This window comes from Planctopirus limnophila DSM 3776 (assembly GCF_000092105.1).
In the GTDB taxonomy this organism is placed as follows: domain Bacteria; phylum Planctomycetota; class Planctomycetia; order Planctomycetales; family Planctomycetaceae; genus Planctopirus; species Planctopirus limnophila.
On sequence record NC_014148.1, the window covers coordinates 3,161,348 to 3,176,359 of the forward strand.

Genomic DNA, 15,012 nt, shown 5'->3' on the forward strand with positions numbered 1-15,012 from the left:
AAAGTCTCCACCACCTATGTTCTCCAAAGTCAACGACGCCGAATTCATCACGGGTGAGCACACCGTCCTCAAGTTCTGGAACGAACGCCACATCTTCCAGAAACTCCGGGCCAAAAACGCCGGCAAACAGCCCTGGAGTTTTTTGGACGGCCCGATCACTGCCAACAATCCCATGGGTGTCCACCACGCCTGGGGCCGCACCTACAAAGATTCCTTCCAACGCTACTGGGCCATGAACGGCCGCGACCTCCGTTACCAGAACGGATTCGACTGCCAGGGCCTCTGGGTCGAAGTCGAAGTCGAAAAGCAACTCGGCCTCGGTGCCAAAAGTGCCATCGAAGAGTTCGGCATCGATAAGTTCGTGCAGGAGTGTAAACGCCGCGTGCTGAAGTACGCCGCCATCCAGACCGAACAATCCGTCCGCCTCGGCTACTGGATGGAATGGGATCGCCCGGAAGAACTCCGCAAACTGGCCTCAGCCATTGGCAGCGAAACCCCCGTCACCCTCACCACCCCCAAAGGCATCACCGAGACCGCACCAGCCGAACAACTCGTCTCACGCCTCGGCAACCCCGATTGGGGCGGCAGCTATTTCACCTTCTCGACCGAAAACAACGAAACCATCTGGACATTCCTCAAAAAATGCTTCGAACGCGGCAAGGTCTATCGCGGCCACGACGTCATGCCCTGGTCCGGTCGCGGCGGCAGTGCCTACAGCCAGATGGAAGTCGCCGACGGACGCAAACTCACCACCCACCGCGCCCTCTTCGTCCGCTTTCCACTCCTTGATGACGCCGGACAGGAAACCAAGGAAAACCTCCTCATCTGGACGACGACTCCCTGGACGCTCACCAGCAACGTCGCCGCCATGATCAACCCCGAACTCGAGTATGTGAAACTCCAGTCCAAAAAGGACGGCCTCGTCTACTACTTCGCCAAAGACAACCTCGAATTCCAGCGCCTCGCCAAAGAGTTCAAGGAAGGCTTCGGCCGCCCCGAATGGCAATGGCCCAAAGGCACCCCCAAGCTCAAAACCCTCTCGCAGATCTTCAAGGAATCCGGCGGCTACGAAGTGCTGGAGACCGTCAAGGGCGAAGCCCTCGTCGGCCGCAAATATCGCGGCCCATTTGATGAACTCGACGCGCAGAACTCTGCAGGAGGTGCCCCACGCTCAAGCGCCTATACGTCATCGCGAGGAAATCTCGAAGATCTTCTCCTTAATGACTTTTATGGACCAACACTGCAAAACGACGCTTTTGCAGATTCATTGAAGGCGACGTACAATAGTGAAGTTCTAAAAATCAATGAGGCACTCGACAAATACAAAACAGACGATGCCGACATTTATAATGTCATGGTGGACCTATCGATAGACAAGAAGAATGAACTTGCCGCATCATTTGTAGCAATAAGGTTCGCAATCATCCGTTCCCAGGTTTTGCATTTACTCCGAAACATTCGAGCAATTCTTAAAAAGCACAAAAACCTGGGGTTCTTCTCCGCAGAACTTAACCCATCAATGACGCTACGTGAGATCAAGGATTTACTAGTTCGCCTCGGTTCGACCAGTTTTCTAAAATCTGAATGCTGGTTAACACTCGAAGAAGTATCATTGTTGATCGAAGAATTTGAAAATCACGACGAAAGGGAAGAGTTCGATAATGAGAGAATGATTCAGCACGAGGACTTATTGTTTGAAGGCAATTTATTATTTTCCGAAGGCTTGTTCTGTAACGATTCAACGTCACTTATTGCGAGACTACACTCGACACTAGTGCTTCAACTGGACACAGAATTGCAGGGATTGGCAAGGCGATCTGCTGTTGAATGCCATCGGGTCATCGACGGTGGTCGCGACTTCAAAGGGGCACCTAACGTCAAGGAAGGCGAAGGGACAGGCATTGTCCATAGTGCGCCAGGCTGTGGTGATGTCGATCATCAGATCGGCCTCGCCAACGGTCTCCCCACGATCGCACCGCTCGGCCCAGACGGCAACTTCCTCGAAGGCTTCGGCCCCTTCACCGGCAAGAACGCCGTCCATCCCGACACCGTGCAACTCGTCATCGACAGCCTCAAGGAGAAAGGCCTGCTCGTCGCCGAAGAGAAGTACCCGCACATCTATCCCTTCTGCTGGCGTACCGGCGATGAACTTGTCTTCCGTCTCGTCGATGAATGGTTCATCAACATGGACTGGCGCGACGAAATCATGGGCGTCACCAGGCAGATCAACTGGCTTCCCGACAGCATTCAGGGCCAGGAACGCGAAGTCGAATGGCTCACCAACATGCGCGACTGGATGATCTCCAAGAAACGCTACTGGGGCCTCGCCCTCCCCATCTGGGTCGATGAACTTACCGGCGACTTCGAAGTCATCGGCTCTCTCGCCGAACTTAAAGAGCGCGCCCTCGATGGTGGCGAAGGCTGGAACGACTTCCAGGGCCACACGCCCCACAAACCCTGGATCGACGGCGTCAAGATCCGCAATCCTAAAACGGGCAACCTCATGACCCGCGTGGAAGACGTCGGCAACCCCTGGCTCGACGCCGGCATCGTCTCCTTCTCCACCATGGGCTACAACACCCATCCCGACATGTGGAAGAAGTGGTACCCCGCCGACCTCGTCACCGAATGTTTCCCCGGCCAGTTCCGCAACTGGTTCTACTCCCTCCTCTCCATGGCCACCATGATGGATGGCACGCCGCCCTTCAAAACCCTCCTCGGCCACCGCCTCGTCATGAACGAGCAAGGCCAACCCATGCACAAATCCGATGGCACGGCCATCTGGTTTGAAGAAGCCGCCGAACAGATCGGTGTCGACGCCATGCGCTGGATGTATCTCCAGCAGAACCCCGCTTCCGACCTGCGCTTCGGCACCCGCCATCCCGATGAAAAGGTCACTCTCGAAACGGTCAATGGCCCGACCAACACCACCATCGATGGTGTTCCCACCTGCAAAGTCACCAGCGGCCCCGCCGACGAAGTCCGCCGCCAGGTCCTCATCCCGCTGTGGAACTCCTACGCCTTCTTCGTCAACTACGCCCGGCTGGACGAGTTCGACCCGAATGCGGCGATCGTCCCGGTGGCCGAACGCCCCGAGATCGACCGCTGGCTGCTCTCGAACCTGCAAGCCCTCATTCAGCAGGTCCGCGCTGGCTTCGAAGCGTTCGACACACCCGCCGCCTGTGCAGCCCTCGCCCGCTTCATTGATGATCTCTCCAACTGGTATATCCGCCGCAATCGCCGCCGCTTCTGGCGTTCCAAAGATACCGGCGATCTCGACAAGCGTGCAGCCTATCAGACACTCTACGAAACTCTCCTCACCCTCACGAAACTGATGGCACCGATGACGCCGTTCCTCGCCGAACGGATGTACGGCAACCTCACCTCGGGCCAGCCCGACGCCCCCGAATCGGTCCATCTTTGCGACTACCCCACTGCCGACGAATCGCTGCTGGATACCTCACTCAACAGGCGGATGTCACTGGCTCAAACGGTCGTACGCGTCGCTCACAAGCTGCGGGAAGTCGCCGATCAACGCGTGCGTCAGCCTTTGGCCGAACTCCGTTTCGCCACACTCAGCAGCGACGACCTCACTTCGATCAGCTCATTGAAAGACGTCATCGCCGACGAACTCAACGTCAAAGCCGTCAGCGGCTTTGAATCATTGGGCGATATCGTCAAGTACACCTACAAACCGAACCTCAAAACCCTCGGCCCGAAATACGGCAAGCTCCTCAATGCCTTCCGCGAAGAACTTCCCAAGCTCCCGGGCAACCTGCTGGAATCGCTCCGTCGTGGCCAGACGATCAACGCGACGGTTGGCGGCGAAGCAGTCATCATTGGCCCGGACGATGTTCTCATCGGAGCCGATCAGGCCGAAGGCTGGGTCGCCGGCGATGAATCCGGCATCCAGGTCGCCCTCTCCACGACCCTCACTCCAGAACTTGTCATGGAAGGGATGGCCCGCGACTTCATCCGCCACATCCAGCAGGCCCGAAAAGACGCCAACCTGGAAATCCAGCAACGCATCACCGTCAACTACCAGACCAGCGAACCGATTGTGGCAGAAATGCTCAAGGAGTGGTCCGACCTGATCTCTAGCGAAACCCTCGCCAACGAGATCACCCCCGCGTCGGGTCTCTCTGGAAAACCCGTACAAGTCGGCGCAGCCGAGGTTATCATAACAATCAAATAACACTGTCTTGACACATTCCCGTAGGGCAGGCCCCCGCCTGCCTTCCTTCCGTTTTTAACGTAGTATTTAACGTAGGGTGGGTTAAGCAAAGCGCAACCCACCGCATTCAAGTAGGGTGCATGAAGTTCCGACGAAATGCACCACAAACAGCAACCAACCAGCAACCCACATCCACAAAACAACAACACTCTTCGTGCCATGTTTGCGGCTCTGAGCAAGCATGCCGAATAACATTTTGATCGGAAACCGTAGGGCAGGCCCCCGCCCTGCCGTCCTTCCGTCTCAAACGTAGTCTCAAACGTAGGGTGGGTTAAGCAAAGCGCAACCCACCGCATTCAAGTAGGGTGCATGAAGTTCCGACGAAATGCACCATCCTGATCGTCGATCACATTGAAACCGAATTTCACCATTCGACTGGATCGCCAGAAACTCCCGGATCTGTATCACACCACCGAAAGCCTCGACTTTACGATCGACGAGGCCTACAAATCCGGCTGGGTCGATGAAGTCGCAAACCTGCCGCTAGCGATATGCCATTTTTCGCAGGGAAACACTCATGACGATTGAATCGGAAGACGATGTCGCCGCGCTCAAACGGATCGGTGGAATTGTCGCCAACGTATTACGAGAGATGCTGGCGGCCGCAGTACCGGGAATGACGACGCGGGAACTGGACGCGATCGGTGAGAGATTACTGGAGCGTTATGGCGCCCGATCAGCACCGCGCCTCGCCTACAACTTCCCTGGTGCCACCTGCATCAGCATCAACGAAGAAGCGGCTCACGGAATTCCGGGTGAGCGGGTGATCCAACCGGGCGATGTCTTGAACATCGATGTCTCCGCCGAGCTGGATGGCTACTTCGCCGACACCGGGGGGACGAAGGTGTTGCCGCCCACTAATCCGCAGAAGACGCGGTTGTGCGAGGCGACTCGCAAGGCTCTGGAAGCAGCCATGCAGCGAGCCACTGCCGGGCAGCCGATCCATGGGATCGGCGCAGCGATCCAGCGAACAGCAGAAAGGCATGGCTTCCAGGTGTTCGAAAACCTGGGCAGCCACGGAATTGGCCGGGCGCTGCATGAAGCCCCCGAGCATATCGCCGGCTACTACGATCCGACCGACCGCAGGCGATTGAAAGAGGGGATGGTCATCACCATTGAGCCATTCCTTTCCACCAGAAGCCGACTGGTCAAGGAGCAACCCGACGGCTGGACACTGGTGGGAGCACGCGGCAATTTATCGGCCCAGTACGAGCACACGATGATCATCACCAAAGGAATGCCGATTGTTGTAACGGGTTGGTAATCGAGAAAACTCGTCCAACTCAGCGACTGATTAAAGTCACTTTTGTTCCACACAACGACAGTGCTCCCCAGCGTTTACCGGATGCGATTAACAATGAGAGAGATCGGACCAGATGAAACAATTAGCAGTTTCTATTTGTTGGATATGCCTCGCCTCTCTTGGATTTGGCCAGGAGGCCCGAATCCCCGTACCCATCAACGATCCAGGAGATCGATTTGAGCTGATTGGAAAACTGGGAATCCCACTGGGAGAGTTAGCAACCGTCAGAGGAGTCGCGATCGAAGGGCCTGAAAAGGGCTATGAGGGCGGACCGAATCTGCTAGTCCAAATGATCAATGGCAAACCGACGCAGCGGCACATCCGCATCCCCATGACTCCCTACTTTTACGACTTTCAGGGGAAGAGCAGAAGTCGTCGAAAGAAGCCATTTGAAATCGTCAATGGAAGTACATACAGCATGCTGGCCTATGAGACGGGGGGGTTCGTTGGAATTCCGTCTGAGGCCTATAAGGCTGGGGGAATACCGATCCAGACGACGGGATTCTATTTTCGCAACTCGTTGACTGTATTTCCTATGGAGAAAACCAATGCCGTCGAATGGAAGCCCATCGACTTTATCGGAACTACCGCCCTTCTCTCCGGAACGGCGGAGAATGAAGGCGATGTTGCCACCATCCGTACCCCCGAATGGAAATTGATATTAACCGATTTAAGAAAATGGTCCGAAGCAGAGGAAGGAAAACAGGCTGAGGTGTTTGGAGTGGTTCGTGCCACAGACGAAAGTGACATTTTCCGCGTCGAGAAAGGACGGGCCCGGCTCACTCTTCTCGAAGATCAGGTTGGGCGTGAGGTGGCACTCCGGGGGATCGCGTACACCAAGCAAGGGGAATGGCTTTTCAGCTACCGTGACAATGTGCTGCAAGTGGAAGGACTGGAAGAACTCATCGAGGGAAACGCCCGCTTGTATAAGGAGCCCATTGAAATCACCGGACTACTTGTCGAAGCCGAGAAGTCGATCAATGAGCAGATTCGGAAGAAAACAGGCTTTGATTATGAAGTACGATACACTGTTCGTAATGCCAAGGTAACTGCTGCAGATGAGTTGCTCGCCCCAGAACTCATGCTGGATGACTAACCAGCTCGATAAACATCTACACTCTTGGATTATTGAACTATCTTGAGCCAAATCAAGAGAAACAAGATAGCCAGGTGTGCCACTGCTGGCTTGCCCAGCAGTGCTCCTGCATCACAGCAATAATTAAACGAGTAGGCCACAAATCCAAGCCATATACGACGTACCTGTGTGCCCATCACGCAGTGGTTCTATTGCCAGAAAACCTCTCTGGTACAGTGAAGCAGACCATCCGCTGCTCATTAAGACCGGGCGATAGACATCAGCCTTATCCCTTCAAACGAACATCTACGACCATCGTGCCAGCCAGCGGCGGTAATAGGGGAAAGCATCACTACTCAGAAGATGCCAGCCAACCCAGACGGTAAAGAACTGTGGTGCCCAGATCCCACTCAAGAGCAGTGCCAGCAGCTCAGGAGATGAACGTGACATCAGCTTCACAGGCCATGCGTAGCCAATCAGAATACCGAGCACAATAACCATCATCTGCACAATCAGTATACGCGGGATCGAAAGCCACAGATCGGTGAGTTTCAGACTGCCCGTCGACTGTCTCGCAATTCCAAAAGCATAAGCCCGCGTGTAGTGATAGAAACTGGCACCCGCGACATGAAAACCATAGACACCATCGGCAAACGTGGGAGACATATAGGGTGCATACTCACTCCAGACGAGTGTTTCACCCACCAGAAATGCCGACATGAGAGTGACAGGCATCCGATCTTTACTTCTCAAAGCCGCCAGGCCGCCCCAATAGCCAATGGCCAGAATCATCGCCACACCCAGACTGAAAGCGAGCACCTGATGCTCAGCCCAGAATTCGTGGGCTAAAATCACAATTGAAAAGTAGGCAAAGCTCATCAGCAGCAGGGTATTGTCACGGCGAAGGGGTGCCGCTCGTTTCTGAAAGATCCCTTCCGCTTTCAGAAAATGCGGAATGAAGTAGACCCAGACAACCCCATCAAAAATTCTCACCGGAATGAACCACCTCCCCAGAGCCGTCACCCCCAAGATCAAAGCCAGAATTCCTAAAAACATGGGCCGCCAACTCCAGGCCCATGAACCTGTCGCTGCAGATGAAACGCCAAGAGCCAGATTCTGCCCGCGCCACGCATAGAAAAAGTGAGCCAGCCCACCCCAGGCAGTGAGCGTGTAAAGATTCATCGTGCCAGTACTTTTGACTTCCAGGGAAGGATCAATCGTCGGCCACATTACGACTGGCAATGCGTAGCCAATCCCTAACAGGAAAAACGTAATCGCCAGGCAGATCGGGCCATCGCCGGAAGTGCTGTCATCCATTGTTGCCGCCTGACTCATGAGCGAATGGCCCCTGGCTGGCATGTGAATCGATCGATCTAATCGAGAAGCTGCACAAGAAGATCATGAACAAAGTGGGCATGCTACCCCGAGAGATGATTCAACCCAGAAGCCGTCACGATCCGGCCGCGCGGTGTTCTCTGGATAAAGCCGCAGCGCAACAGAAATGGTTCGACCTCATCCTCGAGTGTATCGGGGGGGCAGTTCATCGTGTGGGCAATCGCCGCCAGACCAGCCGGGCCGCCACCAAAGACATTCACAATCGTACGTAGATACTTGCGATCCTGCTCTTCGAGACCCAGCACATCGATTTCCAGCATCGCGAGAGCCTGTCGGGCAATCTCATTAGTAATGAGACCCTCCTTCTGCTTGACAGTCGCAAAGTCTCTCGCCCAGCGCAATAGATTGTTCGATTTACGAGGTGTTCCCCGGCTGCGGCGGGCAATCTCAAGAGCTGAGGAATCGTCGATTTTGGTCCGCAATTTGATCGCATTACGGCGAACGATTTCTGCCAGATCAGCCTCTTCGTAGAACTCCAGATGCTCACGAAACGTGAAGCGATCCCGCAAAGGAGCAGTGAGCATGCCAGAACGCGTCGTGGCCCCCACAATGGTGAATGGCTTGAGTTTCATATTGATGGTCCGCGCGTTGAGCCCTTCCCCGAGGACAATATCAACACGGAAGTCTTCCATCACGGGATAGATAAACTCTTCGACGGCGGCCGGCAGACGATGGATCTCATCGATGAAGAGAATCGAATTGCCACTCGCGTTTGTCAGATAAGGCAGCAGATCTTTCGGGGCCGCCAGGGCCGGGCCCGAGGTGATCTGGCATTCGACATCGAGTTCTTTGGCCAGTGCCAAAGCGAGGGTCGTTTTGCCCAGACCAGGCGGACCATCGAGCAGAATATGGCTGAGTGGCTCAGTGCGCATCCTCGTCGCAGCGAGCATGATTTCCAGACGTTCGACGACCTTTCGCTGACCGACAACATCGGCCAGCCGCGAAGGACGTAACTCTTCGTCGAGCGCACGGTCATCGAACGCATTCGCTGCAGGAGCCCCCGCAGCACTGGAACGAACAGTACTGGCGACCGCTCCATCAGCCGGGCCAGTGAAGATCTTTTCGCGAGCCATACCCCTCTCCGTGGGAATGTCGAAACGGGCAACTCCTGAAATACAAACGGAGATTAGCCGATCTCACCATTCCCTGCGATGTAAACTGGCTCGCAGGCTGGGCAAATTCCGATTTTCTCGTCCGCGCCAGGGTCACGGACGAGAAAACCTTTCTCGCAAACTCTTTTCGAACTGATCAGCGCCGGATTTGAAATGCAGATTCAGGAAATTCTGCACGAGAATCAGACTTCAACCACTTCCTGCCCAGTCATCTTCAGATAAGCGACGGCGGTGAATAACAGCGTGAGTGGCAGAGTAAAGATCGCCCCGACGCACAACGCCAGAATCCCCAGCAGATTAATCCCGGCTCCAGCCAGCATCAGCACGAAAATCTGCAGCAGATTCCCTTTGGTTATTTCCTGTGATCTCGAAAAGCAATCAATCCCCTTAGAGTTTTCAGCCACAATCACATAGGCAAACGGATAGAACATGCAACTCACAAGAATCCCGGGAATGATACACAGCACCATGCCAATCCCAAATGCGATGCTGAACAACACCAGCGAAATGGCGTAGCGCAGGAAAAATTTGCCACCGCTGAAGATATCGCCAATTTGAGGATCTTCGCCGCGGGCAGCTTTCAAAAAGAGCTGGCAAAGCCCGATCTGCAAAAATGCACCGACACAGAACGACATGGCCATGAAGCCTAAGAGCATGGCCAGCCCGACCATCACACCGGTCGGATCTTCACCGTCACCCATCACGAGACCAGGGATGATCTGCTGTGGAATGGTGGCCAGTTGCGACAACAGGTTGACGAGAAAACTTCCCACCAGACACGGGGCGAGGTTTTTCAAGTAAACCTTCCACGCGCTGCCAATGACTTCCCCAGCTTCGATCTTTGTCAGTTCTCCCGTGGCTCCCGAAGATGCCTCACCACCCCCTTCAGGAGAGAGATCTTCACCGCAATGTTTGCACCGCTTAGCAGCCGCCAGGACTTCGCCACCGCACATGGGGCAGGCGACTTTCGCTCGCGTGTCACGCATTTTCCCCACAGGTGGCGGAGGCGGAAGACCCTCTTCAAAGTCATCTTCGGCAGCCGGTTGATCCAGCCCCGGCACAGTGACAACTTCGCCACAACCAGGACATTTCGCTTTACGTCCAGCCCGATCCTCAGAGGTGCTGAGTGATTTATCACAGTGCGGACAGTTGAATTCAATGGCCACGGATTGGTTACCTTGACGATGGAGAACGATAGGAAAGGCAAAAACTCACGAAGAACGCAGAACACTTGGCACTTGGCAATCCCCGCTCCCGCTTGAAGTGGGCAAGTACTTCGGGCCATGCTTACGAAGCGACAATTCCGATGGATTACTTCAATTCGATCATTGCAGAACTGATGACGCGAAGAAGTTAACAAGTGTTCGCTGTGAACTGAAGAGGGTCTTTCAGAAAATGAGCAAAGCCCTTCATGGACAGTTTATCATTCACGAAAGCCCGGGCTCATGACGGCCCAGGCTCATGACGGCCTTTGCTCATCATCGAGCAGAAGTTCCAGATAAGACCTGTTTTCGGGTTGGTCTAACTTCAAACGAGCAGCCCATTCCAGCAGGCGATCCCGCGCGGGTTGCCAGGCCTGTTCCTCAGTGATGATTTCGAGTTCGGCAAAGTGGCCGAGTTCCGGTACATGATCGATCGTGCAGACCAGCACATACTCTTCATCAGGAAGAGTCCAGAACTGCCGACTCTTGACAACTTTTCGAACAGAGCGAAACCCTAACGCCAAGAGGATCTGACAGATCGCCAGGGGTGACTTGTCTGCAGCCAATGGCCCCGTCGAACCCACCAGCGGGGCCTCAATCTCATGACGTGTTTTCGTGAGTTGATCGAGCCTGGGGCCTTTGTAAGTGAGAATGGTCTCCAGCGGCGTCGAACGGACCCGTAACGCTTCCCCGGTTGTCGCGAAATCGCGTGCAGGATGTGCGAAGTACTCATCACTTTCCGTCATGGCGGGCCCGGCACAAATCGCCTCGTGCTCCAGCAGAACGCCACGAAACGCTTCGACATCGTTCAAAGAAAACTTAATTTCCACTTCGATATCAGCCATGCCTGCTCAGCGATCTGTAAAAGGAAGACGTTTGTGATTCGGGGGATATCCGATTTGAGACCAACAATCATGTACCCTTCGCTCGTTTTTATGAAAAGCGAGCATCCCGAACAGCAGAGAAATTCGCCGGGAGAAGATTGATCAGTCAGGTCGGTTGGTTTTTGCGAAAGCGAAGATGGTGCAATCCGTCGGAACTTCTTGCACCCTACATCAAGAAGGGTATGCCTGGGGATCTATTAACGATCAGCATGAGCCAGTTGTTGTAGACGTTCCCAGGTATAAAGCCCGGTATTGTGACCGTCGTTCCAGCGAATGCGAATCGCATACTGCCCCACAAGATCAAGCCCAGCGGGGGCAATCTCAGCCGGGATTTTTGCAGGATCAAGCAGTAGCTCGCCCGTGAATTCATCCACACACACAGCACAACTGCAGCCGCAGCGAACATCAAAAAAGCGAACAAATAGTTCGCTCTCCCCAGGCCATTTGAGTTCAAACAGCCCGGTCTCACGGTGAGCACGGATGATCTCGGGAGCATCAGTCGGCATGGGAAAATTTGATGTTGGGTGTTGGGTGTTGCGTGTTGGATCTTGGAGAGATAAGTCGAGAGTAAGCCGCCGGTATTCAAACACCAAATACCAAACACCCAACTCCGAAAGCCATCGATCAATCTCTCCAGGGATGAGCGATTTCTTTCCAGTATTTGTCGAATTCAAACCCTGGGCTGTTATCTCCATCGTGGCATTGATAGCAGGTTGTCTTTTTCGCCTGATCGAGTGTCACACGCATGGCCAGCCGAGCGGCGGCCTGCTCTTCTTCAGTCGCTTTGCCACCATTTTCAATCCGCACATGCTCACTCCCGGGAGAGTGACAGTTTTCGCAGCCATTTCCGAAAAGATGGGCCGATGTTTCCAGATCGCGGTAGCCGGAGTCATACCGCAAAACCTGCTGTGCTTCCCACCCTGTGGTGTGGCAGTTAATACATTCCGGGTCGTAAATGCGCGAAATATACTCCCCTTCAATCCCCCCACGACCATGGATGATACTTTTAGTCGCTTTGGCGTGGCCGGTTTCTTCCCACTTTTCATACGCTTTCGTGTGGCAATCGCCACACACTTTAGAACCTACAAATTTGCGTCCACTCGGGTGAGGAATGACCAGTTCTGGTGTTAAAGAGATTTGTTCAAGCTCCAGCCGCTTCTGATAGTCGGCCATGAGGTTTTCCATCGGCTTCGTCGCTTTGAACCGGCGATTGTCGAGATCGATCAGTTCGTAACGGAATGGAGTCTTTACATCATCCGGAAAATAGCCCACCAGCGAAACATACTTACCCTTCTGGCCAGGCTGAATGATCCACGAGCGACCTTCCATCACAGGTTTCGATTGAGGATCTTCCGGCCCTCCCGTCGTGACAATCAACTGAAACGCAGGGAACTTGCGGGCGAACTCTTTCGCTTCATCGACAGTCCCATTATTCAACAGAATCAGCAGATGCGGCTTCTCACCTTTGAACTGCTCAATTGCTTTACGAATCTCTTCATCGGGATCGCTGAAGGTGATGTTGTTGGCCACACCGGCCGGTGCGACATCATCTCTTCGGCTTTTCCCAAGGACTGAAACCACACAGGCTTTCACTTCGCCAATCTTGAAGGTCTTTGTACGCAGTGGAGTGCCAAGATCGGGTGATTCAAAGAAAGTGACATTCGCTCCAGAAATAGCGAGCGACTTCTGCACTTCCTCAGGATCAGCGACCTGTTGTGTCAGCAGGAAGTCGGCCCCCAGACGGAGATCCGCAGGCCCCAGGCCAATCACCTGATAGTTGAGTGATCGCAAAGCCGTCAGAATCGCTTCGTACTTGATCTGATCCTGGCGGCGGGAACGCTTGACGAATCCCCCGGCATCCAGCCCCGCGACGGGCCAACCTCTTTTGGTAAGCCGCTGGAAAAGATCGAGCCTGCGCGACATCCCACCCGATTGGGTTAATGAGCAACCGCAAGGTTCGAGATAGCCATTCGTTTCTGCCGAGAGCATGAGGACCGCTTGCGGGCGAGGCCAGTCTTCCGCCACAGGCGGTTCACTGGTATGGCTGGTGGACTGGGATGTGGCTTCTGATGATTTGGTATCCGAAGGAAGCTGCCCGGCTGGCACTTGAGCCGCCTGTGCAAGGGTCGTATTCCAGGGGATGACGGACAATACAGAGTTCTGTAACGGCAAAGAAGAGCTGGAGACAGCTTGTGTTGAAGTTCGGCTTGCCAGTTGTGCATCGCTGGGAACAAGTCGCGTGACCCACGCCCCTCCAGTGAGCAGAGTTGTCAGGCAAGCCAGTCCCAGAAGACAGGGCCAGAGCACCCGGCCCAATTTAGGTGAAGTGGACTGCGCGGGGCGATTTTGACCACCCAGAGGACAGGAAATAGCACGCTGACGACGATGACGAGGCATAGCAGACATCCCTGGCGAGGCATGCAAAAACCAGAAATCTGGTTCATCCAACGCCATTGCACAAAATTTTCGACCTTGAAACACCCCTGGTGGCAGTGCCTGTGCAGTTCTCGACAATCCAATATCAACTGTCAATTACAGCGATAGATAGCTGACAAAGAACTTGTACTCCGGGATGAGTGGATGATTCAACTTGAGAATCACTTTCTCGGATTTCTTGAACTGCCGGTCGGCAGGGAGACCAGGCAAAACCTTGACTGTCAGAAAGTATCGCTGCACCCCTTTGCCCATGTACTTGTCGTCCTTTCGCAAGGCGACTTCCACCGCATTGTGAGCGGTCTCGTAGCTTTTAAGCTCCAGATCCCCTTCCAATTCCCTCACAAAGAGCGACAACTCGGCCGTCTTCCCGTCTTTGGCCGGAAAATCGCCTAAGATCAGAGCGGTCGATTCATTGGCCCAGCCCCGTCCTATGACATCGATCGGCCCGGGGCGAGTCGCCTTGATGGTAAAGCTGACTTCCTTATGCTTTTCCAGACTGGTCTGTAAAACGACCCGGTCAGAATAGCTGCCGACCGGGACATCACCGGAAACAGTCGCCTTCAGCAGATAACCAGATTTCGCACCGCGTTCGCCCAATTGTTCTTCAGTCAGAGGCACCCAGGTGATCTGTGTGGTGGGAAGATCCGTTTTGACTTCCGTAATTTCGAACTTGTCGAACAGCGGGCTGTAGATCGAACCCGTCGCTTCCGATGGTGCTCCAATTTTCAATTGCCCCATCGCCCATTCCCCTTCGGGTTTGAGCTGCAGGCCGTTTTCCACTTTCCCGACCACCGTCAGTTCGATTCGGCGATTACCAGGATCATTAGTACGAATGACCGCATGATGCCGGAAGCTGGGATTTGCGAGCTTGATCTTCCAGTTCAAAGTGACTTCCGTCTGCTGACCGGGTGCCAGCTTACCATCACCCGCCACATTCCCCACGGTGCAACTGCAGGTGGTTTCTTCCTTACGGGCCAGGATCTCCAGCGGTGCTTCGCCTTCATTTTTAATGATAAAGACATGCGATCCTTCGTCGCCCATTTCCATTTTCCCGAAGTCGTACTCCACTTCAGGAATCACCGCTTTGGGCTGTGGCCCTTCTTTGGCCACTTTAGGGCCAATTTCAGTTTCTGGCACAGGCTGAGCCACGTTGACCGGTAACGTCGCAGTTCCACGGCCGAAAAACGCAATCGCTGCTAACGTCATCACCGTCAAAAATGCACAAACAGCCATGGCAGCAGGCTTCATAGCGATCCTCTCCAGCAATCCGGGCCTGTGTTGATCTCGTCATAAGTTTCGTTTGCAGAATATCTTCTGTAGAACCGCCCAGCTCAGCAGGCAATTTCAACACGCTTCCGCAGCGATATACGA

10 protein-coding genes are annotated in these 15,012 nt (G+C 54.3%); 3 read left to right on the plus strand and 7 right to left on the minus strand.

The window, feature by feature from the left end:
* Window positions 1–16 precede the first annotated feature (16 nt).
* The 3 genes from PLIM_RS22895 to PLIM_RS12510 all read left to right on the plus strand — a co-directional run bounded on the left by PLIM_RS22895 (window position 17) and on the right by PLIM_RS12510 (window position 6,633).
* Entirely contained in the window at window positions 17–4,195 is a 4,179-nt protein-coding gene (locus PLIM_RS22895; protein ID WP_013110683.1) for a class I tRNA ligase family protein, read from the plus strand.
* Between the two features lie 556 nt (window positions 4,196–4,751).
* The gene (gene map / locus PLIM_RS12505; RefSeq protein WP_013110684.1) at window positions 4,752–5,498 is read left to right on the plus strand and encodes a type I methionyl aminopeptidase; all 747 of its coding nucleotides are present in this window, start codon (window positions 4,752–4,754) and stop codon (window positions 5,496–5,498) included.
* Window positions 5,499–5,610: 112 nt separating this feature from the next.
* Window positions 5,611–6,633 carry a hypothetical protein gene (locus PLIM_RS12510; RefSeq protein WP_013110685.1) on the plus strand — a complete coding sequence of 341 codons (1,023 nt, stop codon included), beginning with the start codon at window positions 5,611–5,613 and terminating at the stop codon, window positions 6,631–6,633.
* A 285-nt stretch (window positions 6,634–6,918) separates the two neighbouring features.
* On the opposite strand, the gene PLIM_RS12515 is transcribed toward PLIM_RS12510, so the two are convergent.
* The 7 genes from PLIM_RS12515 to PLIM_RS12545 form a co-directional block, all read right to left on the minus strand.
* Window positions 6,919–7,947, minus strand: coding sequence for a hypothetical protein (locus PLIM_RS12515; RefSeq protein ID WP_148227093.1), 1,029 nt, complete (start codon window positions 7,945–7,947; stop codon window positions 6,919–6,921).
* An 83-nt stretch (window positions 7,948–8,030) separates the two neighbouring features.
* Window positions 8,031–9,080: a Holliday junction branch migration DNA helicase RuvB gene (gene ruvB / locus PLIM_RS12520; RefSeq protein WP_013110687.1), complete on the minus strand. Its 1,050-nt coding sequence runs from the start codon at window positions 9,078–9,080 to the stop codon at window positions 8,031–8,033.
* A 221-nt stretch (window positions 9,081–9,301) separates the two neighbouring features.
* On the minus strand, window positions 9,302–10,285 hold the full coding sequence (locus PLIM_RS22900) for a DUF975 family protein (RefSeq protein ID WP_013110688.1): 984 nt from the start codon (window positions 10,283–10,285) through the stop codon (window positions 9,302–9,304).
* Window positions 10,286–10,578: 293 nt separating this feature from the next.
* Window positions 10,579–11,166 (minus strand): class IV adenylate cyclase, encoded by a 588-nt coding sequence (gene cyaB / locus PLIM_RS12530; RefSeq protein ID WP_013110689.1) that lies wholly within the window; start codon window positions 11,164–11,166, stop codon window positions 10,579–10,581.
* A 236-nt stretch (window positions 11,167–11,402) separates the two neighbouring features.
* On the minus strand, window positions 11,403–11,711 hold the full coding sequence (locus PLIM_RS24565) for a DUF971 domain-containing protein (protein ID WP_013110690.1): 309 nt from the start codon (window positions 11,709–11,711) through the stop codon (window positions 11,403–11,405).
* 118 nt (window positions 11,712–11,829) lie between these two features.
* Complete coding sequence (locus tag PLIM_RS12540) at window positions 11,830–13,602, minus strand: multiheme c-type cytochrome (protein ID WP_013110691.1); 1,773 nt, start codon at window positions 13,600–13,602, stop codon at window positions 11,830–11,832.
* 135 nt (window positions 13,603–13,737) lie between these two features.
* Window positions 13,738–14,889: a DUF1573 domain-containing protein gene (locus PLIM_RS12545; RefSeq protein WP_013110692.1), complete on the minus strand. Its 1,152-nt coding sequence runs from the start codon at window positions 14,887–14,889 to the stop codon at window positions 13,738–13,740.
* Between the last annotated feature and the right edge of the window lie 123 nt (window positions 14,890–15,012).